General features: G+C 63.9%; 20 protein-coding genes and 1 pseudogene. 12 read left to right on the top strand and 9 right to left on the bottom strand.

All coding sequences use genetic code 11. The features are described 5' to 3' along the window. Nucleotides 1–136 precede the first annotated feature (136 nt). The 3 genes from ACPPVR_RS38165 to ACPPVR_RS38155 form a co-directional block, all read right to left on the bottom strand. Complete coding sequence (locus ACPPVR_RS38165; RefSeq protein WP_426616269.1) at nucleotides 137–625, bottom strand: hypothetical protein; 489 nt, start codon at nucleotides 623–625, stop codon at nucleotides 137–139. A 54-nt stretch (nucleotides 626–679) separates the two neighbouring features. Continuing rightward, a complete protein-coding gene (locus ACPPVR_RS38160) occupies nucleotides 680–2,257 on the bottom strand; it encodes a flavin monoamine oxidase family protein (protein ID WP_426611634.1) in 1,578 nt (525 codons plus the stop codon). Between the two features lie 220 nt (nucleotides 2,258–2,477). Beyond that, nucleotides 2,478–4,127 (bottom strand): S53 family peptidase, encoded by a 1,650-nt coding sequence (locus ACPPVR_RS38155; protein WP_426611633.1) that lies wholly within the window; start codon nucleotides 4,125–4,127, stop codon nucleotides 2,478–2,480. A 491-nt stretch (nucleotides 4,128–4,618) separates the two neighbouring features. On the opposite strand from ACPPVR_RS38155, the gene ACPPVR_RS38150 reads away from it, so the two are divergent. Continuing rightward, nucleotides 4,619–4,765 carry a hypothetical protein gene (locus tag ACPPVR_RS38150; RefSeq protein ID WP_426611632.1) on the top strand — a complete coding sequence of 49 codons (147 nt, stop codon included), beginning with the start codon at nucleotides 4,619–4,621 and terminating at the stop codon, nucleotides 4,763–4,765. Here the strand turns inward: ACPPVR_RS38150 and ACPPVR_RS38145 are convergent. From ACPPVR_RS38145 to ACPPVR_RS38135, 3 genes and pseudogenes are all read right to left on the bottom strand, one after another. Beyond that, nucleotides 4,762–5,075, bottom strand: a pseudogene (locus ACPPVR_RS38145) (sensor histidine kinase); the annotation flags it as partial. The gene ACPPVR_RS38150 and the pseudogene ACPPVR_RS38145 overlap by 4 nt on opposite strands. An 85-nt stretch (nucleotides 5,076–5,160) precedes the next feature. After that, nucleotides 5,161–6,783, bottom strand: coding sequence for an ABC transporter substrate-binding protein (locus ACPPVR_RS38140; RefSeq protein WP_426611631.1), 1,623 nt, complete (start codon nucleotides 6,781–6,783; stop codon nucleotides 5,161–5,163). Nucleotides 6,784–6,846: 63 nt separating this feature from the next. Continuing rightward, complete coding sequence (locus ACPPVR_RS38135; RefSeq protein WP_426611630.1) at nucleotides 6,847–7,752, bottom strand: LysR family transcriptional regulator; 906 nt, start codon at nucleotides 7,750–7,752, stop codon at nucleotides 6,847–6,849. Between the two features lie 97 nt (nucleotides 7,753–7,849). On the opposite strand from ACPPVR_RS38135, the gene ACPPVR_RS38130 reads away from it, so the two are divergent. Then, the gene (locus ACPPVR_RS38130; RefSeq protein ID WP_426611629.1) at nucleotides 7,850–8,527 is read left to right on the top strand and encodes a peroxiredoxin-like family protein; all 678 of its coding nucleotides are present in this window, start codon (nucleotides 7,850–7,852) and stop codon (nucleotides 8,525–8,527) included. Between the two features lie 106 nt (nucleotides 8,528–8,633). Beyond that, on the top strand, nucleotides 8,634–9,383 hold the full coding sequence (locus ACPPVR_RS38125; RefSeq protein WP_426611628.1) for an SDR family NAD(P)-dependent oxidoreductase: 750 nt from the start codon (nucleotides 8,634–8,636) through the stop codon (nucleotides 9,381–9,383). 8 nt (nucleotides 9,384–9,391) lie between these two features. Here ACPPVR_RS38125 and hydA read toward each other — a convergent pair whose 3' ends face one another. Next, complete coding sequence (hydA, locus tag ACPPVR_RS38120; RefSeq protein WP_426611627.1) at nucleotides 9,392–10,846, bottom strand: dihydropyrimidinase; 1,455 nt, start codon at nucleotides 10,844–10,846, stop codon at nucleotides 9,392–9,394. Between the two features lie 255 nt (nucleotides 10,847–11,101). On the opposite strand from hydA, the gene ACPPVR_RS38115 reads away from it, so the two are divergent. The 5 genes from ACPPVR_RS38115 (at nucleotide 11,102) to ACPPVR_RS38095 (ending at nucleotide 15,778) form a co-directional block, all read left to right on the top strand. Then, complete coding sequence (locus ACPPVR_RS38115) at nucleotides 11,102–12,163, top strand: amidohydrolase family protein (protein WP_426611626.1); 1,062 nt, start codon at nucleotides 11,102–11,104, stop codon at nucleotides 12,161–12,163. A gap of 15 nt (nucleotides 12,164–12,178) precedes the next feature. Continuing rightward, nucleotides 12,179–13,291 (top strand): amidohydrolase family protein, encoded by a 1,113-nt coding sequence (locus tag ACPPVR_RS38110; RefSeq protein ID WP_426611625.1) that lies wholly within the window; start codon nucleotides 12,179–12,181, stop codon nucleotides 13,289–13,291. A 17-nt stretch (nucleotides 13,292–13,308) separates the two neighbouring features. After that, nucleotides 13,309–13,722 carry a Rieske (2Fe-2S) protein gene (locus ACPPVR_RS38105; protein ID WP_426611624.1) on the top strand — a complete coding sequence of 138 codons (414 nt, stop codon included), beginning with the start codon at nucleotides 13,309–13,311 and terminating at the stop codon, nucleotides 13,720–13,722. Nucleotides 13,723–13,795: 73 nt separating this feature from the next. After that, a complete protein-coding gene (locus tag ACPPVR_RS38100) occupies nucleotides 13,796–14,002 on the top strand; it encodes a hypothetical protein (protein ID WP_426611623.1) in 207 nt (68 codons plus the stop codon). 126 nt (nucleotides 14,003–14,128) lie between these two features. Continuing rightward, nucleotides 14,129–15,778: a S53 family peptidase gene (locus ACPPVR_RS38095; RefSeq protein WP_426611622.1), complete on the top strand. Its 1,650-nt coding sequence runs from the start codon at nucleotides 14,129–14,131 to the stop codon at nucleotides 15,776–15,778. A 7-nt stretch (nucleotides 15,779–15,785) separates the two neighbouring features. On the opposite strand, the gene ACPPVR_RS38090 is transcribed toward ACPPVR_RS38095, so the two are convergent. Further along, nucleotides 15,786–16,631: an SDR family NAD(P)-dependent oxidoreductase gene (locus tag ACPPVR_RS38090; protein WP_426611621.1), complete on the bottom strand. Its 846-nt coding sequence runs from the start codon at nucleotides 16,629–16,631 to the stop codon at nucleotides 15,786–15,788. Nucleotides 16,632–16,818: 187 nt separating this feature from the next. Here ACPPVR_RS38090 and ACPPVR_RS38085 point away from each other — a divergent pair, with 187 nt between their 5' ends. From ACPPVR_RS38085 to ACPPVR_RS38075, 3 genes are all read left to right on the top strand, one after another. Next, nucleotides 16,819–18,315 carry an aldehyde dehydrogenase family protein gene (locus tag ACPPVR_RS38085; protein ID WP_426611620.1) on the top strand — a complete coding sequence of 499 codons (1,497 nt, stop codon included), beginning with the start codon at nucleotides 16,819–16,821 and terminating at the stop codon, nucleotides 18,313–18,315. A 119-nt stretch (nucleotides 18,316–18,434) separates the two neighbouring features. Further along, entirely contained in the window at nucleotides 18,435–19,562 is a 1,128-nt protein-coding gene (locus tag ACPPVR_RS38080; RefSeq protein WP_426611619.1) for an alkene reductase, read from the top strand. Nucleotides 19,563–19,655: 93 nt separating this feature from the next. Beyond that, nucleotides 19,656–20,162, top strand: coding sequence for a GFA family protein (locus ACPPVR_RS38075; RefSeq protein WP_426611618.1), 507 nt, complete (start codon nucleotides 19,656–19,658; stop codon nucleotides 20,160–20,162). Here the strand turns inward: ACPPVR_RS38075 and ACPPVR_RS38070 are convergent. After that, nucleotides 20,116–20,451 (bottom strand): TfoX/Sxy family protein, encoded by a 336-nt coding sequence (locus ACPPVR_RS38070; RefSeq protein WP_426616268.1) that lies wholly within the window; start codon nucleotides 20,449–20,451, stop codon nucleotides 20,116–20,118. The genes ACPPVR_RS38075 and ACPPVR_RS38070 overlap by 47 nt on opposite strands. A gap of 248 nt (nucleotides 20,452–20,699) precedes the next feature. On the opposite strand from ACPPVR_RS38070, the gene ACPPVR_RS38065 reads away from it, so the two are divergent. Beyond that, on the top strand, nucleotides 20,700–22,361 hold the full coding sequence (locus ACPPVR_RS38065; RefSeq protein ID WP_426611617.1) for a thiamine pyrophosphate-binding protein: 1,662 nt from the start codon (nucleotides 20,700–20,702) through the stop codon (nucleotides 22,359–22,361). Nucleotides 22,362–22,427: the final 66 nt, after the last annotated feature.

The following is a 22,427-nucleotide window of genomic DNA, read 5'->3' as shown; positions in this document are numbered from 1 at the left end:
CATCCTGGTGCCGCCCATGCGCGCCTCATATGGTGCGCTGGTTTGGCCTGTCTTTTCAATTCGCCTTATTAGTTCGTCTTGTTGGTTTATCTTGCGGCGATTTCACGGCACCTTTGGTTGATCCTTCAGGCTCGGCTCAATTTCCCGGCTGGAACGTGCAATCCGCCCCGCTGCCGTCCTTCTGGCGGATGGCGTTGGGGTCGATCGTGCAGCTCAGCTTGGTCAGGCTCTCGAAATTGGATCCCGCCGCGCCATCGGGCGGAATGCCGGCCAGCGCCAGGGTCGCGAAGATCTCGTTCGCCGTCGGCCCGTTCACGGTCTTCACCTTCTTGCCGAAGGTCACCTCGCAATTGCGCACGGTGATGTCGACATTGCCGGTGCGGCAGACGATTTTATCCGCGGTCACCACGATCGGCTTCTTGTGGGGGATGTCGCTGTTGGCGGCGAACAGCATCGCCACCGCCTTCTTCTCGGCGCCCGACAGTTCCGGCGACAGCGGCGCGATCACGCCCGCGAGCGCCAGCGCAACCGAGCCGGAGACCTTTGCGGGCGTGCCGCCGGAGGCGCCGGCGACATCGGAGGCGGCGGCTACGACGAGTGCAGCGGCGGTGCAAGCCGTCACCATGAACTTCATTTTCATGTCTCCTGGGCGATCAGGGCTTCGATCCCGCAAACGGTGTCAACCTACGACAGAACCGCCGGCTTTGGCAGCCTTGCCGCCAAGCGTTTGGCCGATGGCCCGGATGATTGCGTCGGCCGCCGCCTGACCGGACTGCAGCGCGCCCTCCATGTAGCCGAAATAGGCAAAGCAGGTGTGCTCACCGGCGAAGAACAGGCGGTCCTTGAATCCCTTCTCCAGCAGCGGCCCGGCGCGGCAGACCTCGCCGGGGGCGGGACACGAATAGCCTGCGGCGGTCCATTCGTCGCGCGGCCAGGCCATGAACTCCGGCTCACCGGCCAGATGCTCGACATAGCCATCGTAGACGTCGCCGATCCGCTTCGCATAGAAGGCGTCGACCGCTCTCTGGTCCCTGCGCTTGTAGTGTTTGAGTGCCTTCTTCGCGGCGCCGCTGCCGGCAAACAGGCTGAGTTCGACCGGACGGTTGGGTGGCCCGATCTGGTTGTCCGTCCCTTCCCAGGTGACGCCGAACCGGCTCGACGTTGAGCTCGGTGCGAGACCCTCGCCGATCCAGAAGCGCGTCTTCAGCGGGCTGAGATATTTCACCGCGGTTCCCATCGTGATGTAGTAGTCGCGCGGCAGCTTGGGCGTGATCGCGATCTTCGCGCCGGGCGAAGCCGGCCACAGGCTCGGAGGTATCGCGAGGACGACATAGTCAGCGGCGAAGCGGCGGCGGGTCTTGCCGAACTCGAGGGTGACGCCTTCATCCTCGATGCGGATGGCGCGCACTGGCGTCGACAGCACGGTGTGGCCGCCCTTGTCCCTGACCTCGCGCGCGAGGCGAATCGCGAGCTCCTGATTGCCTTCGGAGCAGCGCAATGTCTCGGTCTGGGTGAAGAAGGCATCGTCCTGGTCTTTCAGTCGCCCGCCCGCGATGACGGCGAGATTGGCGAGGAAGCTCTGCTTGTCGGTCGGCTGGCCGGCGTCGTTCGAAAATTGCTCCTCAATGGCGAGCTTGGTCAGCTTCGAGCAGTTGAGGGCGGCGATCCATTTCGAGATCGGCCTGCGGTCGAGCTCCTTTGCGTCCTTGGCGCGCCAGGGCTTGTGGGGATCGACCTTTCGCGCGTGGCGGCTGATCTTGCCGAAGGCGTGGTCCATCTCTTGATAGATGTGCTTCATTTCGCGCTCGGACAGCTTGTGGCCGTCGAGAAACAGCGGCATGTCGAGATCGAGCGCGTCGAAATTCGTGTCCGAGGTGATGACGGACAGGCCGAGCTCGAAGCGCCTGGCGAGCTTGAGCCAGAGCGGATGATTGTAGCCGATCAGTTCGCCGCCGGCCTCGACGATCCCGCTCGCCTTCTTCTTGCTCCAGACCCGGCCGCCGAAGCGGTCGCGGGCCTCGAACAGTGTGACGTCGCAATGCCCGACGAGCTCGGAAGCCGCCATCAGGCCACCGAAGCCGCCGCCGATGACGGCCACTTTCGGACGCGGTTGCGCCAACGCGGTGCGCGCGGCCGCCGGGCTAAGCGAGGGCAGGGTGGGTTGGCTGTCGACCTTGTCCTTGACCCGGCGCTGACGCTCCGCACCCGAGATCCTGGGCCCGTACCGCCGGTGCAGTCGCGCAAAAAGCGAACGCATCGAAATGCCTTTCGAGAAATCGCAGGGGGTCTCACCGGCCGCAAATCGGCCGGTCTGTGGGCACCCAAGAATAGATCACAACTTTAGGGAGAGTCGAGCGCGCAGAGGTCGCTGGCTGCCGGGTGTGGCCAAGGTGGGACCGGCCACGTCGGAGGGACGCGGCCGGGCATTTACGTCCAGCGCAGGCAGGCAATCACCCGCCTGCGCGAAACCGGATCGGCTAACTCGACGGGCCGCCCTGAAGCGCGACGAGAAGCTTGCCACCGTCCGGCACGCCCCAGCCGGTGCAGGCGTCCCATCCCGGACCCGCCTTGTATTGTCCGCCGAGCAGACCGTCGGTGTCATTGTTACCCACGGTGATGTCGCGCAGCACGCCGGCCGGCCCGAACTTGGAATAGAGCAGGGCGTTGAAATTGCCGGACCGTGCGCCGAGGGCGGCGTTGATCCGGGCGATCAGGCTTGCCCAGAGCGGTGCGGAGGCGCTTGTGCCGCCGACGATACCGAGCTTGCCGCCCGACATCGTCAGATAGCCCGTTGCCGGATCGGCATTGGCAGCAACGTCGGGAATCGCGCGTCCGGCAAAGTGCCCGGGATTGATCGAGTTCGGCACGATGCCTTGCTGCCAGCTCGGAATCGGCGTGATGTCGCTGACGCCGCCGCCCGTGCCGCTCCCCGGTCCGTCGTTCCAGACGGTTTCGGTAATCTGCACCTGCTTCTTGGAGTTCGCGCGCGCATGCAGGGTGGTTCCGCCCACCGCCAGCACGTAGGGACTGGTTGCGGGGAAATTCACATGCGCGCGGCCGTCCTGCATCTGGGCTTCCGAGCCGTCGTCGCCGGTGGACACGCAGAAGGTGATGCCAAGATGTGCCGCCGCAAGGAAGCTGTGGTTGCAGTGATCGATCGCCGCAGGCGACCAGATCACGCCGGCGTTGTTGAAGGCCTGGTTCTCGTCCCAGCCCCAACTGATCGAGACGACGGAGGGATCGTTGACGGAGTCGCTGACGACCTTGGCGAGGCAATCGACCAGGCCCTTCTCGTCGAAGGTCGAGAAATAGGTGGCGATCTTGGCGCCGCCTCCGAGCGCGCCGGCGACGTCGACATCCAGCATCACCTCACCGGTCGATTCCGGATCTCCGGCCGGATCGGTCGAGACGCCGTCGACCGCGACGACCGCAACGGCCGGCGCGGGAACGCCGATCTTGGCGAAATAGGCCGCGACATCCGGGGTCTCCACGCCGCCGCCGAATTCGAGCAGGCCGATGCATTGCTTGCTCGCATCGGCTTGGGGGAATTTGTAGATGCCGGCGAGTTCGGTCGGAACAAACCAGTGCCGTACCGCACTCGCGAAATCCGGCTTCGCGCTTTGTGCTGAATGGCGCGAGCGCCGCATCACACGGTGGTTGTTCAGGCCGAAGACGCCGGTAATGGCATCGCCGACCTCGGCCGGGACGTGCACCGGGCCGGTGCGGGCGTGGAAGTCGCCGAGACTCGGATGGGCGTAGTCGAACAGCGTGACGCCGAAGGCGTCGCTGACATCGTCGACGGTGCCGGCGATTCCGAGCCGCGCGGCGCCAGGCTCGTTGCGGGTGACGACGAGATTGTGCGCCTTGGCGAAATCCTCGATCGATTTGACGGCTTTCGCATCGGAGCCGTATTTGCTCGCGAGCTGGTCGCGCGTCATGTATTTGCGCATCTTCGGCAGCTTGTCGTCGAGATCGGACAAGTCCGGCAGCTGGGCGGATCGCTTCACGCCGAGCGTGAGTTCGATCCAGCGCTGGCCGTTGGTTCGATGCAACGCCTTCGAGCCTGTCGGCAGTTGATGGACAGAGTTGGGCAGTTCGACCATATGGGGTGTGGCACTAGGGGACATAATATTTCCTCCTTGTACGGTGGGTGGCGCGCTGGAAAGCAGGAATTGCGAACGCAGGTTCTGTTCGCTCGAAAGCTTTCAGGTGTTCAAAAATGGATCGTCGCGCGCCGGCAAAATCAGTCGGCAAAAAATGCGTCTAACCTAAAATAGTAAGAGTACGCGAAACATCCTAACGGCGGGAGGATGATGCGGCAAAGCCGATCGCGCAGCGCGCGTCTCACAATCGCGTCATGCTATCGCAGCCTCGCGCATCGATGCGCCAAGTGATCTGACGTTGTCGGCGCAAGCCGCGCCGCGATTGCGCGGCGCCGCTGTTTTGCTGCGCCGTGTCAAACATTTGTCGCGCGTCACCTGCCCCATGGCGGACAAGTCCCGTCTACTGTGCATGGGGTTGTTTTCGCGCTTTTTGTGCCCCTCGCACTTCCGTGATGGAACCTAATGGCGGCTGATGCGACTTACCTATAACGCGGGGAGAAACGTGCGAGGCTGTCATGTCAGAGCAGTGGAAGCATACCGCCGATCCGGTCGAGATCATGCGGGCGAATGGTCACCCTGAACTGGAATATGCCGCAGGCTGGACCATCGCCGGCCTGATCACCCTCGGCACCATCGTCGCCGCCTGGGTGTTTGCGATCTAGGCAACAGGAAATTGAAGCTCGAAGGCTGCGCCCTCGTCGGTCGGCTTCAGCTTGATCCAGCCGCCATGGCTCGCCATCACCGCGCGCGCGATTGCGAGCCCCATCCCGGTGCCGGCCTGGTCACGGCGGTTGTGAAGAATGCGTCAAATATCCTGTCGCGGTTCGGCGCCGAGATCGGCTCGCCGTCATTGCGCACCGTCAGCAGCACGGTCGTACGTTCGTCGGCCGCCTCCAGCCTGATCGTCGTCGCCTTGTGCCGCACCACGTTGTCGGCGAGATGCGACAGCACGATCAGCGCCTTCTCGCCGGCGGGCGAGCGCGGCCAGGCTTGAAAGGGGCTTTCCGATCGAGCAGGCGCGAGCAGCTTCGGGCGCTCTCCGCATGGTCGAAAAGAACTAGCCCTTCGCGAACTGGCGGTAGTCCGGCTCGCGGTGAAACCAGAATTCATAGCCGCTGACGCCCTTCTGCATGGCGACGTCGTGAATCGGCTGGTTGAGTGGAATGACGGGAACGTCGCGCATGCAGAGCGCGATGAAATCCTTCACAGCGTCGTCGTATTCTGCTGCGTCCGTGGTGAACCGCGCCTTGTCGATCAGTGCGTCCATCGCCTTGTTCTGATACGAGGAGATGTTGAAGATCGAGTTGTTGCCGTGAAAGTTCCAGTAGAAATAATACTCGGGATAGTCGAGCCAGCCGCTGAAGCGGTTGAGCGCGAGCGGCAACTCCTTCTTGTTCAGCGTCGTGCGCCAATTCGCGCCGGGGATTTTCGCGATCGACGCCTTGATGCCGATCTTGGCGAGACTTTCCTGAATCAGGATGGCCGTGGGCTCGCCGACGGTGGCGGTGCCTGTGTCGAGAGATAGGGTCGTCAACAGGCCGGACTCGAACCCTGCGTCCTTCATCAAGGCTTTGGCCTTGTCGAGATCGGTGACATAGGGAGACGGTTGCGGCCACACCGGCTTTGAAACCTCCGCCGCGCCGCCATACATCGGCACCGCGCGCCCGAAGAAGGCGCTGCTCTGGATCTGCTCGTAAGGCATCGCCCAGGCGATGGCCTGGCGCAGCTTGGCATTGTCGAACGGCGGCTTTGCGGTGTTCAGCGCGACGTACCAGAGCGCGTTGGGAATCGGCACGCCTGACACCTTGACTTTGCCCTCCTTGATGATCTGCTCGAAATCGCGCGGCGCGAAGCCGCTGGAAAGATCCGCATCGCCCCGTTCCAGCATCGCACGGCGCGTGCCGGCGGACGGAACGTCGCGCGCGATCACGCGCCGGACTTTCGGCAGCGGCCCGCTTGTCCAGTCGTCGAACCGCGTCAGCACGGTCTCGCTGCCGGGCTTCCAGCTTTCGATCTTGTAGGCGCCGCCGCCGGCCTCGTTGTTCCTGAGCCAAGCCAGCGCCCAAGGGTCTTCTGGCGTCGCATTCTTCTTCGCGAGCTCGGAGTTGATGATGAAGGGAACGACCACCGCGACGTCGAACAGCAGCATCTTGTCCTTGCGGACATAGTCGATGCGGAAGGTATGGTCGTCGACGACGACGAACTGCTCGGGCTTCTCAAGCGAACCCGCCGACATCTGAAAGGTCGGAAAGCCGCCGACCTTCACGGCGCGGTCGAACGACCATTTGACGTCCCTGGCCGTGACCGGCGTACCATCGTGGAATTTTGCATTCTGCCGCAGCTTGAAGGTGCAGGACATGCCGTCGGCGGCGACCTCCCAGCTTTCCACGAGCTCAGGCGCGAGCGTTGCGCGGTCATACGACGCCGTGCCATCGGGCAAGGTCCTGGAGGCGTAGGTCAGCAGCCGGTCGTAGCAGTTCCAGGACAGGCCATTCACGGTCTGGTTCGAGCCGACGCCTTGCATGTCCAGCGAGTTCGGACCGAGCTCCTGCACCACCAGCAGCGTTTCCGCGCGCCCCTGCGCCCAAGCGAAGCGCGGGCTGACGGCGGTCATTCCGGCGATACCGAGACCACCGAGCACCACATTGCGGCGGCTGATGTCGGAATATGATTTGCTCATCGGTGCCTCTTTCGCGAGATATCTGCGTCACAAAGAGGCAAGGCGCATGCCATCAGCTGCGCTTCACGGCGTCGCATCCCGTGCGGACCTTGCCAGATCCGTCGAGAGATAGTCGACCAACGCACGCACCTTGGTCGAGGGACGTCGGCCACCGGGAAAGACGGCATGCACGTCGATGGGTGGAAGCTTGTAGCTCTTCAACAGGGGTATCAGCGTGCCGGCCGCGATCTCCGGCCCTGCCATGATCGGCGATGTGATCGCGATACCAAGTCCCGCCAGTACACAGGCAAATACCCCTGGTCCGGAATCGGTACTGATGCGGCCGCGGACATCGACAGAGGTCTCTGTTCCATTCCGGGTGAACGACCAGCTGATGCGACCTGACTGACCGGGACCGAAGATGCAGTCATGCGAGGCAAGATCGGCCGGCGTTTTCGGCGTACCGTGTGCGGCAAGATAGGACGGCGATGCCACCACGAGGCGCGGCACCGTTCCTAGACTTCGTGCGCCAAAACCGGAGTCATTGAGCGGGCCGAGCCGAATGGCGACGTCGGTACCCTCGGCAACAAGGTTCTGCCGCTCGTCGACCACCGACAACTCGACGCTTAGCAAGGGGTGCGCCGCCAGGAATTCTGGCAGGCGTGGAATGATATTCCGGGCGCCGTACATCACGGGCATCGTGATGCGGATGGTTCCGCGCAGTGAGTCGATGCCGCGCGCGGCATCCTCGGCATCTTCGATGTCAGCGAGAACCTCGCGCGCGCGGGTCAAGAATAGCGCGCCCGCATCGGTCGCGGTGATGCGGCGCGTCGTGCGCAGCAGCAGCTTGACGCCGAGCCGCGTCTCCAATTCGCCGATGATGCGCGATATCGAGGGCTGCGACAGTCCGAGCTCGCGCGCAGCCTGAGAAAAGCTGCCGCTCTCCGCTGCGCGGACGAAAACGGTCAATTCCTGCAGACGATCGCCCATTTGAATTCCGAATATATGTTCTTCGTATGAGGCGTATACCCCTTATTTTCCAAATGATCCAGATAGAGCGGGCCAACAGCAACGGATGGAGTTTCCCATGGCCCTGCAAGACAAACTCAATGCCTTCAAAGCCGACTTCGAAGGCGGCCGTTTCCCAATCAAGCCGACCAAGGAGGCGCTGGACACCATGCATCGTGCCACCGCCGAGCTGATCGCGAGCGGCCAGGCCCAGCGCGCCAAGAGGGCCGGCGACGCCGCGCCGGAATTCACTCTGAAGGACCCCGACGACAAGCCGGTGTCCTCGCGCGACCTGCTCGCGAAGGGGCCACTGGTCGTGTCGTTCTATCGCGGTGTCTGGTGCCCGTACTGTAACCTCGAGCTCCAGGCGCTCCAGGAGACGCTGCGGGAGATCGCAGCGCGCGGTGCGAGCCTCGTTGCGATCTCGCCTCAGACCGCACCGAACAGCCGCAAGTCCGAGCGCGAGAACAAGCTATCGTTCCCGATCCTGAGCGACGTCAGGAGCGAAATCGCCGACGCTTTCGGCATCCGCTTTGCGCTGCCTGCCGATCTCGTCTCGCTCTACAAGTCTTTCAAGAGCGACTTGCCGACGTTCAACGACGATCCGGCCTGGGTGTTGCCGATGCCCGCCCGTTACGTCATCGGCCGCGACGGCGTCATCGCCTATGCGGAGGTGAACCCGGACTACACGCATCGCCCCGATCCGTCTGAACTGCTGCCGGTGCTCGACCGGTTGCGGGCTGGCAAGGCGGCCTGATCAAGAACGACGCGCGGCTCGCGCGCCGGTCTCTCTCCCTCAAATTCCCATTCAAAGGCGCGCGAGCGCTGAGCGCTCCCGCACGCCCAAACCGAAGGACTGTGACATGTCAAAGCTCGAAGGAAAAATTGCCGTCATCACTGGCGGCTCCAGTGGTATCGGCCTGGCGGCCGCCAAGACGTTCGTCGCCGAAGGTGCTTATGTCTTCATCATCGGACGGCGCCAGAGCGAGCTCGACAAGGCCAAGGCCGAGATCGGGCGTAATGTCTCCGCGATCCAGGCCGACGTCGCCAATCTCGACGATCTCGACCGGCTCTATGCCCGAATTAAGGATGAGAAAGGTGCGCTCGACATCCTCGTCGCCAGTGCGGCGTTCGTCGAGCGTAAGCTCACCGTGGATGTCACTCCGGCGCATTTCGACAAGACCTTCGGTGTCAACGCGCGTGGTGCCTATTTCACGGTGCAGAAGGCGCTGCCGCTGATGCGCAGGGGCGGCTCGATCGTGCTGGTGTCGTCCGGCCTGCACCTGAAGGGCTTGCCGGAACACGGCACTTATGCCGCCACCAAGGCCGCGCTGCGCTCGTTCTCGCGGACCTGGGCGATGGAGCTGAAGGATCGCGGTATCCGCGTGAATACGCTGTCACCGGGCGCCATCGACACGCCGATCATCGACGGACAGTTCAAGACGCGCGAAGAGGCTGATGGCGCACGCGCGTTCTTTGCCTCGATCACACCGCTCGGCCGGATTGGTCGCCCGGAGGAAATGGCCGCCGCCATTCTGTTCCTGGCTTCGGATGACAGCAGCTACAGCACCGGCATCGATCTCGCGGCCGATGGCGGCATCACGCAGGTCTGACGCAATTGCTACGGCGTCACCGCTCCGCGTGCGATCGCGCGCGGGGCGGTCAGCTCTTTCCAGGTCGAATTGGCCACATGTACCGGTGAGAACGCCGGGCGCTCGACATAGCGGCCGTCGCCTGCCTCGGCGCGCAGATCGCCATCCTTCCACACGATGCGGCCGCGCGACAGCGTCGCGGCCGGCCCGCCGGTGCAGGAAAAGCCCTCGAATACGTTGTAGTCGATCCGGCTCATCTGCCGTTTCGCGCTGATGGTCTTGGTCGCCTTCGGATCCCACACCACGACATCGGCATCCGAGCCCACGGCGACCGCGCCCTTGCGCGGATAGATGTTGAGGATGCGGGCGATGTTCGCCGAGGTTACCGCGACGAACTCTTCCTTCGTCAGCCGTCCCGTGGCGACGCCCGCGGTCCACAGCAGCGCCAGGCGATCTTCCAGGCCGCCGGTACCGTTCGGAATCTTCCTGAAGTCGCCGAGCCCGAACCGCTTCTGCTCGGTCGTGAAAGCGCAGTGGTCGGTCGCGACCACCTGGAGCGAGCCGGATTGTAGGCCGGCCCACAGACTGTCCTGATGCGACTTGTCGCGGAACGGCGGCGACATCACGCGCTGCGCGGAATGATTCCAGTCCTTGTTCTGATATTCACGCTCATCGAGCAGCAGATGCTGGATCAGCGGCTCGCCATAGACGCGTTTTCCAGCTGCCCGTGCCCGTGCGATCGCCTCATGCGCCTCGCGGCAGCTCGTGTGCACGATGTAAACCGGCGTGCCCGTCATGTCCGCGATCATGATGGCGCGGTTGGTGGCTTCGCCCTCGACTTCAGGCGGTCGTGAATAGGCGTGGCCTTCGGGGCCGGTGACGCCGCGCGCGATTAGCGCCTCCTGCATCAGGGCAACGACGTCCCCGTTCTCCGCATGGACGACAGGCATGGCGCCGAGATGGGCGCAGCGCGCGAACGAGTTGTAGAGTTCGTCATCGTTCACCATCAGGGCGCCCTTGTAAGCCATGAAATGCTTGAAGGTGTTGATGCCGTAGGTTTTGACCACAGTCTCCATCTCGTCATGGATCTGTCTCGACCACGATGTCACCGCCATGTGGAAGCCGTAGTCGGTTGCCGCCTTCTCGGATTTGTGCCGCCACTCCTGATAGGCCGCGAGCATCGACTGGCCGGGATCGGGCAGGCAGAAATCCACCACCATCGTGGTGCCGCCGGTCAGCGCTGCCTTCGTTCCCGATTCGAAATCGTCGGCGGTGACGGTGCCCATGAAAGGCATTTCGAGATGGGTGTGCGGGTCGATTCCGCCCGGGATGACGTACGCACCGCCGGCATCGATGATCTCGGCACCTGTCGGCGCCGCGAGCGATGCGCCCACCGCGACGATGGTGTCGTCCTCGATCAGCACGTCCGCGCGGCGCGAATGATCATGATTGACGACAGTGCCGCCGCGAATGATGAGGGACATGGGAACTCCGGATGAGAGAGGGGCTGCCTGAAAGCTAAGCGTGGCGGTCGGGATGCAACAGACGAAATTTTAGTCACGGGCTGGGGCGCTGCTGGGCGCTTAGCTTTGCGACGGGACATGTGTTGCAGGTGCGAAGACGCAGCCGAGGCATGTCCCTTGCTGCTGCCGCGCGGCCTTGCGCATCATGCCTTGCCGGAGCACTCTGTCCGAGCGGCGCAGAGAACGCCGCCAATAAGACGGCGCGAGGAAGCATCCATGGCGGTGACGCGGATCGACTGCGACATCCACCCGGCAGTTGGTGGCACGCGCACGACGCTGTTGCCCTATCTGAGCGATCACTGGAAAGAGCAGGTAGTGAGCCGCGCCATCGACGGCCTCGATCTCACCAGCTATCCGCCGAGCATGCCGCTTGCGGGCCGCGCCGACTGGCGGCCGAAGAGCGGCGCCAAGCCGGGCTCCGACCTCGCGATGGTGCAGAAGGGCGCGTTCGATCAGCTCGGCGCGAGCCACGCCATCCTCAACGTGCTCTACGGCGCGCAAGCCGTGTTCGACGCTTACATGGCGGCCGATTTCTGCAAAGCCATCAACGATTGGATCGCCACTGAGTGGCTTTCGCGCGATCCGCGCCTGCGCGCCTCCATCGTGGTGCCGATGCAGGCGCCCGATCTCGCGCTCGAGGAGATCGAGCGCCGCGCCGGTGACAACCGCTTCGTCTCCATCCTCGTGCTGGCGCAAGGCGAGACCCTGCTCGGACGGCGGCATTTCTGGCCGGTCTATCAGCTCGCGGAAAAATACCAGCTGCCACTCGCGATTCACGCCGGCACGCAATATCGGCAGGCGCCAAGCTCGGCCGGTTGGCCGTCGCATCGCTACGAATATTACTTCGTCGAAGCGCAGGCGTTTCAGGCACAGATCCTGAGCCTGATCTATGAGGGCGTATTCGGCAAATATCCGGACCTCAAGGTCGTGCTGATGGAATCCGGCGTGAGCTGGCTGCCGGCCTTCATGTGGCGCGCCAACAAGACCTGGCGCGGCGTGCGCGTCGAGGTGCCCTGGGTCGAGCGCGAGCCGGCCGCGATCATCCGCGACAATTTTCGCGTCACCATGCAGCCGTTCGATGCGCCGGGCGATGCCAAAAGCGTCGAGGAGATCATCGACCAGATCGGCTCGGATAAGATGTTCCTGTTCGCGTCCGACTACCCACACTGGCAGTTCGACGGCGACGATCCGATCCCGCCGCATCTGCCGAAGAGCATCATCTCGAAAATGTGCGTCGACAATCCGCTGGAGACGTTTCCGCGGCTGTCGATCAACTAGTCATTGGAGGATCGCATGAGTGACGTCATCGACCGCCCGCTGCGCGACGACGAGAAGCCTGCTGCGAGCCGGCTGCGAATCGTCGATTGCGACGTGCATCCGAGTCTGCATTCGTTCGACGATCTCAACGAGTTCCTGCCCAAACGCTGGCAGCAGCATCTGAAGGAATATGGCAGCCATCTGCGCACGCCCTATCTCTTCACGACGCCCTATCCGCGCTCTTCGCCGCTGATCGCGCGCCGCGACGCGTGGCCGCCGACCGGTGGGCCGCCCGGCTCCGATCTCGATTTCATGCAGAAGCAGCATCTCGATCCGCTCGATGTCGAGTTCGGCATCTTACAGGTGCTCGATCTCTTCATCTTTTCGCAGCAGAACCTCGAATTCGGGGCCGCGATCCAGCGCGCCATCAACGACTGGCAGTTGGCGTTCTGGTCGCACCGCGATCCCCGCCTGAAGGCCTCGATTCTGGTCGGGCAGGACGGAACTGATCTTGCGATCGCCGAGATCGAGCGCTGCGCCAAAATCGGCGAGTACATCCAGATCAACGTCTCACCACGCGCCAACGAGCCGCTCGGCCGTCGGCGCTACTGGCCGATCTACGAGCGCGCCCAGGCGCTCGATCTGCCGCTCGGCATTCATGTGGGCGGTTATGGCGGCCATGCGCCGACCGGCGGCGGCTGGCCGTCGTATTATGTCGAGGAGCATCAGTCCAACGCTCACACCATCGCGGCGCAGCTTGCGAGCCTTGTGATCGAGGGCGTGCTGGAGCGCTTTCCAAAACTGAAGATCGTCTTCATCGAGGGCGGTTTCGGCTGGATCCCGTCGGCGGTGTGGCGAATGGACCAGCACTTCGAGCGCTTCCGCAGCGAGGTGCCGCATCTCAAGCGAAGACCGTCGGAATATGTGCGCGAGCATTTCTGGTTCACGACGCAACCGATCGACGAGCCGGATGAAGCGCGGCACCTGCGCTCGCTGATCGAATGGGTCGGCATCGACCGTCTCTTGTTCTCGTCGGACTATCCACACTGGGATTTCGACGATCCGCGCTTCGCCTTCAAGACGCCGCTCACTGACGTCGAGCGGACAAAGATCTTCAGCACCAATGCGCGTGCGGTCTACAAGTTCTGAGAAGGTTCTAAAGGGGCATGGCCCGTCACATCGTCGCCCGCACCACCGAGATCCCGCCCGGCGGCAACAAGGTCGTCGATATCGCGGGGCGCGATATCGTCGTGTTCCATGTCAACGACGAGTTCTTTGCGCTTCTGAACCGCTGCCCGCATGAGGGCGCGCCACTGGAGAAAGCCGCCTGCGTGGCGCGGTTGACCTCGCCCGAGCCCGGTATTTATGAGCGTTCGCGCATCGGCGAAGTGTTGCGCTGCCCCTGGCATGGCTGGGAATTCGACATGCGCAACGGCCAGTCCTGGTTCGACCCGAAACGGGTCAAGATCCGGTCCTATCCGGTTGCCGTCGAGCGCGGCGAGGAACTGCAAAAGGGCCCGTATGTTGCCGAGACCTTTCCGGTGCATGTCGAAGACAGTTATGTGATTGTCGAGGTCTGAGCAGGCTTTGCCGATTGTGATTTGAACGCAGGTGCGATATGGCTCTCGCGCTTTCCAGAGGCGGAGACGAGCTTTGTCGAAACAATCCCTGCGTGAGGAGGCCGAGCGCCTGATCCGCGAATCGATGGAAAAGAAGACCGTCGTCGTGAAGCAGGGCGAAACCCGCATCGAGGCGGTCTGCGGCAAATGCGGCGCCCCGAACCGGGTGCAGGCCCCGAAGGGCCAGACCCGCGTCAAGTTCGCCTGCAAGAATTGCGGTCACCAGCAAGAAACGTTGTAGACCGAGCTCGGATGCCCGGTCGCCCTCGCTTGGCGCGGCAGGCTTGCAAGTCTCCAGATATTTGACGTGTTCAGCGTTCGACGATAGCGTGCAACCTTTGGTCGTGTCGAGAGCGGGAGCTCGGATATGGCAGCAAGGGCAAAGGCAGGGACGCGTACGGCCGTCCGCGCGGCAACTGGCGCCGTCGTCGTCTCCGGCAGCACTCGCCCACCCACCGCGGGGGCCAAGCGTTTGCGCGACGAGAATCCGCGCCAGCACGTCGAGATCACGCTGACATTGCGTGGACCAAAGTTGCCGGACGCCGAAAGGCTCGGAGGTCGGGCGCTGTCGCGAGCCGAGTTCAGGGCAAGGTATAGCGCGTCGAAAGGCGACGCCGACAAGGTGTCCCGCGTCCTGCGGAAGTTTCGCCTGAAGATAGAGAAAGTGTCGCTCGAGACGCGCAGCATGCGCGTGAGCGGGACCGTCGCGCAGATGGAGAAGGCGTTTCAACCCCGACTCGGCGTCTACTGGAGCGAGGACCAGGGGCAATTTCGCGATCGAGAGGATGACTACAAGATCCCCGCTTCGCTGAAGAAGATCGTGACTGCTCTGATTGGATTCGGGCAGCGGCGCGTCATGTGGAGGAGCAGGGCGAGGATCGGTGCCGGTCTGACACCGCTCAGTCCGTCGGCCCTGGAAACGCTGTATCAATTCCCGCCCGGACAGGCGGCGGGCCAGAAGATCGCGATCGCCGAGTTCGGCGGCGGCTATTTTGCCGGCGACCTCGCGCTCTACTGCAAGACATTCGGCCGCAAGAGGCCCAAGGTCAAGATCGTCTCGATCAACTGGCCGGTGCGCAACCGCAAGCAGATCGAACAATTGCCCAGAGACGATCGCAAGGACGCGCTGGACGACACCGGCGAAGTGATGATGGACGTCGAGGTGGTGGCGGGCTTGGCTCCCGCCGCCGACCTGTCCGTCTATTTCGCAAACTTCGATCAGAAGGGCTGGATCGATCTACTGAACCGCGTCATCAAGGACAGGCCGGTCGCACTGTCGGTGAGCTGGGGCTCTGCAGAAGATTCCAGCGATTGGTCGCCGGCGGCACGTGCGGCGATCAACGTGCGGCTTCAGGCCGCTGCCGCGCTCGGCATCACGATCTGCGGCGCGTCCGGCGACGATGGCGCCGGCGACGAGGAAACGGACGGCGCCGCTCACGTGGATTTTCCGAGCTCCAGCCCGTTCGTTCTCGCGGTCGGTGGCACGATGATCACGCGTCTCGCAGGCGAGGTCACGGAGCAGGTATGGTGGGAGACGCCGGGGCGGCGCATGAAGTCGGGAGGCGGAGCGACCGGCGGCGGAGTCAGTGAGATATTTCGCCGCCCCGTGTGGCAGCGAGGCATCGATATCGATTCCCTGAACGGTTCTCGGCGGCGGGGGCGCATCGTGCCGGACATTGCAGCGCTTGCCGGGCCGCCCGGCTATGCGATGATCTTCCGCGGCAAGCCGGATTATGGCGGTGGGACCAGCGCCTCCGCGCCGCTCTTGGCCGCGCTGATCGCGCGCGTCAATGCACTGCTGCCGCCGGAGAAACGGCAGCGTTTTCTCGCTCCATTGCTCTACCGAAAATCGCCGCTTGGCCGGCCGATGGGCGATCTTGTCTGCTACGACATCACCATCGGCCACAACGCATCCAGGCCAAAGCCGGGCGTCGGATATGAAGCAAGGCGTGGGTTCGACGCTGTGTCTGGCTGGGGCGTGCCGATCGGAAGCGCGCTCCTGCTTGCCTTGAGCTGAACGCCGGCTAGCTCCGATCGACGAATTTTTTGAACGCATCCGCATAGTCCGGATGCCAGCGCGACAGCGGTGGCCGGTTCTCGACGATATCGCCGGCCGCCCACAGCATGCGCTTCTCATCGAGCGTGCGGGGCACGTCATTGTCGGGGCACAGGATGTAGAAATCGCCGGCCTCCAGCCGCGCGATCATGAAGTCCACGGTCTGCTCCGCTGTCCAGGCGCCGGCCGGCTTTTCGGTGCGGCCTTTCGCGGTGAGCCCGGTGAAGACGAAGCCTGGAATGAGCAGATGCGCCGTGACGTGGCAGCCCTTCGTATTGCGCAGTTCGTGCTGGAGCGCTTCCGTAAAAGCTTTCACGCCCGTCTTGGAGACGTTGTAGGCGGGATCGCCGGGCGGCGTGGTGATGCCCTGCTTCGAGCCGGTGTTGATGATGAGGCCGGCCTTGCCGCGCGCGATCATGTTGGGCGCGAAGATGCGTGCGCCGTTGATGATGCCCCACATGTTGACGCCGATGATTCGCTGCCAATTGTCGGGCTCGCCGAACAGCGTGCTGCCGGGCTGGATGCCGGCGTTGTTCATGAGAACGTCGGTGCCGCCGAAATGCGCGCCCACGGCGCGTTCCAGTTCCGTCAAGCTTTCGGCGCGGCTGACATCGACCACGGACGTCATCACATTCGCGGTACCCGCGACGGATGACAATTTTGTTGCGGCCTCCACCAGCCGACCCTGGTCGACATCGGCAATGCACACCTTCATCCCGGCGCGCGCAAAGGCTATGGCGGCGGCAAGCCCTATGCCGGATGCGCCGCCGGTGATCACGGCGACATTGCCTTTGGCGATGACAGGATGCGGCATGGTTTTTCTCCGGGAGGGGGGGCTTGATCACGCTATAACATGGCGATAGCGCGACCCTGCACAAGTCGGCATGGGAGGTCTTCGTTCCGCACCGACTTTACGCCCTTCCGCCGTCGCTGTATTCTATTTCACCTAACGATCCCGCCGAGATCGAACCAATCAATCATCCTACCTAGGGAGTGCAGCCATGGCTGTGTCGCATGCTATTCCGATCACGCGCCATCCGTTCGCCAACGGGTCCTACAAGCAGATGCTGATCGACGGGAAGTGGGTCGATGCTGCCTCAGGCAAGCGCTTCGAGACCCACAATCCCGCGACCGGCGAACTGCTCGCGACCGTCGCTGAAGGCGACAAGGAAGACATCGATCGTGCGGTCGCCGCTGCCCGTCGCGCCTTCGAAGGGCCCTGGAGCAAAGTGAAGCCGTTCGAGCGGCAGAACCTGCTGCTCAAGCTCGCCGACCTCGTCGAGAAGAATTTCGACGAATTGTCGCAGCTCGACACCCTCGACATGGGCGCGCCCCTCAGCCGCACTCGCGCCTATCGCCTGCGCGCCGTCGGCATGCTGCGTTATTACGCTGGGCAGACCACCGCGATCCACGGTGAGACCATCGAGAACTCGCTGCCCGGCGAGATCTTCTCCTATACGCTGAAGGAGCCGATCGGCGTTGTCGGCGCCATCATTCCCTGGAACGGCCCGCTCACCGCGACGCTCTGGAAGATCGGGCCCGCGATCGCGACGGGCTGCACCGTGGTGCTCAAGCCGGCCGAGGAGGCGCCGCTGACATCGCTGCGCATTGTCGAGCTGGCGATGGAGGCGGGCATTCCGCCCGGCGTCGTCAACGTGGTGCCCGGCTATGGCGAGACCGCGGGTGCCGCGCTCGCCTCGCATCACGATGTCGACAAGGTCGCTTTCACCGGCTCGCATGTCACGGGCCAGTCGATCATCCGCGCTTCCGCCGGCAATTTGAAGCGCGTCTCGCTCGAGCTTGGCGGCAAGTCGCCGGACATCGTGTTTGCCGACGCCGACCTCGATGCGGCCGTGCCGGGTGCGGCGATGGCGGTGTTCGCAAATTCGGGCCAGATCTGCAGCGCCGGCACGCGCCTGTTCGTCGAGCAGTCGATCTACGAAGAGTTCGTCGGCCGCGTCGCTGAGTTCGGCAAGAAGCTGCAGGTCGGCAACGGCCTGGATCCGAACACCCAGATCGGCCCGCTGGTGTCCGAGCAGCAGCTCGAGCGCGTCACCAGCTATCTCGAGATCGGCCAGAAAGAAGGCGCCAAGGCGCTCGCCGGCGGCGGCCGCGTCACCGAAGGCGCGCTGTCGAAGGGCTTCTTCGTCTCGCCGACGGTGTTCGCGGGCGTCCAGGACAACATGCGCATCGCGCAGGAGGAGATCTTTGGTCCCGTCATCTCCGCGATCGCGTTCAAGGACATGGACGAACTGGTCAAGCGCGCCAACAACACCACGTTCGGCCTCGGTTCGGGCCTGTGGACGCGCGATGTCAGCAAGGCGCATGCGGTTGCCAAGAGCCTGCGCGCAGGCTCGGTGTGGGTGAATTGCTACCAGGCGATGGACCCGGCCGTTCCGTTCGGAGGCTACAAGATGAGCGGCTACGGCCGCGAGTCCGGCAAGCAGCATGTCGAGGAGTATCTCAACGTGAAGGCCGTCTGGATCAAGACGGCGTAAGGCCTGTTCTGTCCCGCGTTCCGCGAGAGGGAATATCTGCTTTTATGGGGGCGGCGCCTTTTCCGGTGGCCGCCCCTCGCTATATGATCCGCATCCTTCCATAGCCATCTGGGGCCAGCATGAAATTCGAGGCGTTGTTCAAACCGTTGCAAGTCGGTCCGTACAGGCTCGCGCATCGCGTCGCGATGGCGCCGCTCACCCGGATGCGGGCCGAGCGCGAGAGCTTTGCGCCGCGTCCCCTCAACGCCGAATATTACGGCCAGCGCGCGACGCCGGGCGGCCTGCTCATCGCCGAGGCCTCGCCGGTGCTCTCCCACGGCCGCGGCAACCCGGCTACGCCCGGCATTTATTCGGAGGCGCAGATCGCCGGCTGGCGCAAGGTGGTCGACGCCGTGCATGCCAAGGGCGGCGTCATCTTCCTCCAGCTCTGGCATGTCGGCCGCGTCTCGCATTCCTCGTACCACGGCGGCGCGCTGCCGGTTTCGGCCTCGGCGATTGCGATCAAGGCCGAAGGCATGAAGGCGATGACCGCCGACGGCAAGATCGGCGACTACGAGACGCCGCGCGCGCTGGAGACCGAGGAGGTCAAGGGCATCGTCGAGGCGTTCCGGCAGGGTGCGAAGAACGCGCTCGCCGCCGGCTTCGATGGTGTCGAGATCCACGGCGCCAACGGTTATCTGCTCGAGCAATTCTTGCAGTCACGCAGCAACCAGCGCACCGATCAATATGGCGGTTCGATCGAGAACCGTGCGCGGCTGCTGCTGGACGTCACGCAAGCCGCGATCGAGGTCTGGGGCGCGGGCCGCGTCGCGGTGCGGCTCTCGCCGCACGGCATCGCCAATGATTCCGGCGAGCCCGATCCGATGCCGCTCTATACGCACGTGGTGGAGGCGCTCGACAAGCTCGGTCTTGCGTACCTGCATTTCATCGAACCGCGCTCCAGCGGTGCCGGCCGCGCCGATGTCAACTGGCAGAACGTGCCGTCAGCAATGGTGCTATTCCGTCCGCTCTACAGCGGTGTGCTGATGACCGCCGGCGGCTTTGTCGGCGAGACCGCGAATGCGGCGATCGCTGATGGACATGCCGACATCATCGCCTTCGGCCGCATCTTCATCTCCAACCCGGATCTGCCGCGGCGCCTGGAGCGCGACTATCCGATCACGCCGTATAACCGCGCGACATTCTATGGCGGCGAGGAGAAGGGGTATACGGATTATCCGGGGTATGACGAGCTGGCGACGGCGTAGGCGTTCGCGTCTGTCATTCCGGGCTCGCGACTTCGCCGCCCCCGGAATGACGATCTTGATTCGCTGCGCTCGCAATGACGATGGGGAGGCACCATGGCCAAAGCCGCAGCTACCGCAGGTATCGCCACCGGCCAATGTCTCTGCGGCAAGGTCACCTTCGAGATCGACATTCCGGCGCGCTGGGCCTGGCATGATCATTCGGCCGCCAGCCGCCGTGCGCACGGCGCGGCCTACGCGACCTATGTCGGAAGCTGGAAGAAGCGCTTTCGCATCACCGCGGGGAAAACCGCGCTCACCCGTTACGAGGACAAGGCGACTAAGACCGCGCGCAGCTTCTGCGCCCATTGCGGCACGCCGATCGCCTATGAGCGCCCGCGCGGTCCGCACATGCTCAACATCCCCCGCGCGCTGTTCAACGAGCGCACCGGCCGCCAGCCGCTCTATCACATCGCCATCGAAGAGCTTCAGGAATGGGCCTACACCGGCGAGCCGCTGGTGCCGCTGAAGGGCTTTCCGGGCGTGGTCTGGCAGCGCTCGAAAAAGAAGAAGCGCGCTAGCGGCGAAGACCCTTTCGAGCTCGGCCGTGAGGAGGTGCTTTAGCCTTGGCGGCGACCTTGGTCTTCGCCGAAGCAGCCTTCCGCGGCGCCGCTTTGCGTCCCGCGGTATTCGCCGCCACGAAGTCGAGCCCGCGCTTGACCCATTTTTTCAGCTCGGTATCGATCTGATAGCCGTCCGGCGCTACGCGCACAAAGCCGGTCATGATGCGCCCACGCATTTCCATCGGGCTCGTGTGCGGCTCTTGCAGCATGCGTGCATGCGCATCTGGGCCGACGCGGATCAGCATGCCACCGCGTCCGCTCACGGAGCAGCACATGGCGTTGTTCACCATGAAGCAGAGGCCGCCCATCATCTTCTTTTCCGCGACGTATCGCTGACCCGCCAGTAATTTGCGCACCCGCGCCGCGGTGTTCTCGTCATAGGCGATCGCGTCCCCCGTGCAGGCTTACGCCTGAGGATGTTCCCAGCTTGCGCGCGCCGGTGCAAGTCTGCCATGACGGCGCTTCCTTGCGCGCATGCTCCGACTTCGGCCATCATGAGCCTCGCCTTGCGGCAACGCCCGCGGGACCTGGAGGACACATGAAGAACAAGATCACCGGCCGCTCCGCCTTTCTCGCGCTGCTCAAGGATGAGGGCATCACGCACCTGTTCGGCAATCCCGGCACCACCGAGCTGCCGATCATGCATGCGCTGAAGGATCATCCCGACCTCACCTATGTGATGGCGATGCAGGAGAGCCTGGTGGTCGCGATCGCCGATGGCTACAGCCGCGCCTCTGGAAAACTCGTCGCCTGCAACGTCCATGTTGCGCCCGGCCTCGGCAACGCGATGGGCTCGCTCTACAACGCCCAGTTTACGGGCACGCCGATGATTTTGACCGCAGGTCAGCAGGAGCAGGGCCACGGCCTGATGGAGCCGGTGCTATACGGCCCGCTGGTGCGGATGGCCGAGCCGCTGGTGAAATGGGCGGTCGAGGTGACGCGGCTCGAAGATCTGCCGCGCATCGTGCGCCGCGCCGCCAAGGTCGCGATGACGCCGCCGACCGGGCCGGTGTTCATCTCGCTGCCCGGCGATATCCTGAACAGCGAGGCTGGCATCGATCTCGGCCGCTCCACCCGCATCGATGCCCGCACAAAGCCGTCGGACGAGGCGTTGAAGGCATTTGCCACGCGGCTGCTGAAGGCAGAGCGCCCGGTGATCGTCACCATGGACGAGGTCGTCAAGAGCGACGCGCTGAAGGAAGCCGCCGAACTTGCCGAGCTATTGGGCGCGGCCGCCTATCAGTCCTCTACGCCCTACGGCTCGCACTTTCTCTCGGAGAGCCCGAGCTTTGTCGGCACGCTGGCGCGAGTGCAGAAGGTCGCGCGCGATACGCTCGCGCCGTACGATCTCCTGGTCGCGCTTGGCGGCGATCCGCTGCGGATGTCGGTCTATAGCGAAGTTGACGCGTTGCCGGATGGCCTCGGCATCGTGCAGGTCGGCCTGATCGATTGGGAGATCGCCAAGAACTATGGCGCCGAGATCGCGCTGAAGGCGGATGTGAAGGAGACGCTACGCGCGCTGATCCCGGTGCTGAAGGAGATGGGCGGTGCCGCATTGGCGCACCGCGCGAAGCAACGTCTCGCCGAGCTCGCGCCGAAGAACTGGACCGCCCGGCGCGTGGCGCTTGCCGAGCAGATCCGCAAAGCCGCGGATCGCAACCCCATCGATCCGGACTGGCTGGTGCTGCAAATGGTCGAGGCCATGCCCGACCATGCGATCCTGGTCGATGAAGGCCTCACCTCCAGCCGCCAGATCACGGCGCTCCGCGCGCACCGCGACCGCTTCGGCTATCATGGCCTCGCGTCGGGCGGCATCGGCTGGGGCCTGCCGGCCTCCGTCGGCGCCAGCATTGCCAATCCCGATCGGCCAGTGGTGTGCTTCTCCGGCGACGGCAGCGCGATGTATTCGATCCAGTCGCTGTGGACCGCCGCGCATCACAAGCTGCCGCTCAACGTCGTCATCGCCAACAATGGCGGCTATCGCATCATCAAGCAGCGCCTGCTCGCGTTTCATGGCGACGACAATTATGTCGGCATGGATTTTGTCGATCCGCCGGTCGATTTCGCCGGGATCGCGAAGGCGCTGGGCTGCGAGGCGATCAAGGTCAGCGATCCCCGCGAGCTGAAGGCGACGCTGTCGTCGGCGTTCAGCCGGCCAGGAACGAAGCTGATCGAAGTAATGGTGGACGGGAAGGTGTAGAGGGCGCCGCCTACACCGCCGTCATTGCGAGGAGCACTTGCGACGAAGCAATCCAGACTGCCGCAG

The sequence above is a fragment of the Bradyrhizobium sp. McL0616 genome (assembly GCF_049993385.1).
GTDB lineage: Bacteria > Pseudomonadota > Alphaproteobacteria > Rhizobiales > Xanthobacteraceae > Bradyrhizobium.
The sequence above is the reverse complement of the archived record's forward strand: the minus strand, read 5'-3'. Positions and strand labels throughout refer to the sequence as shown.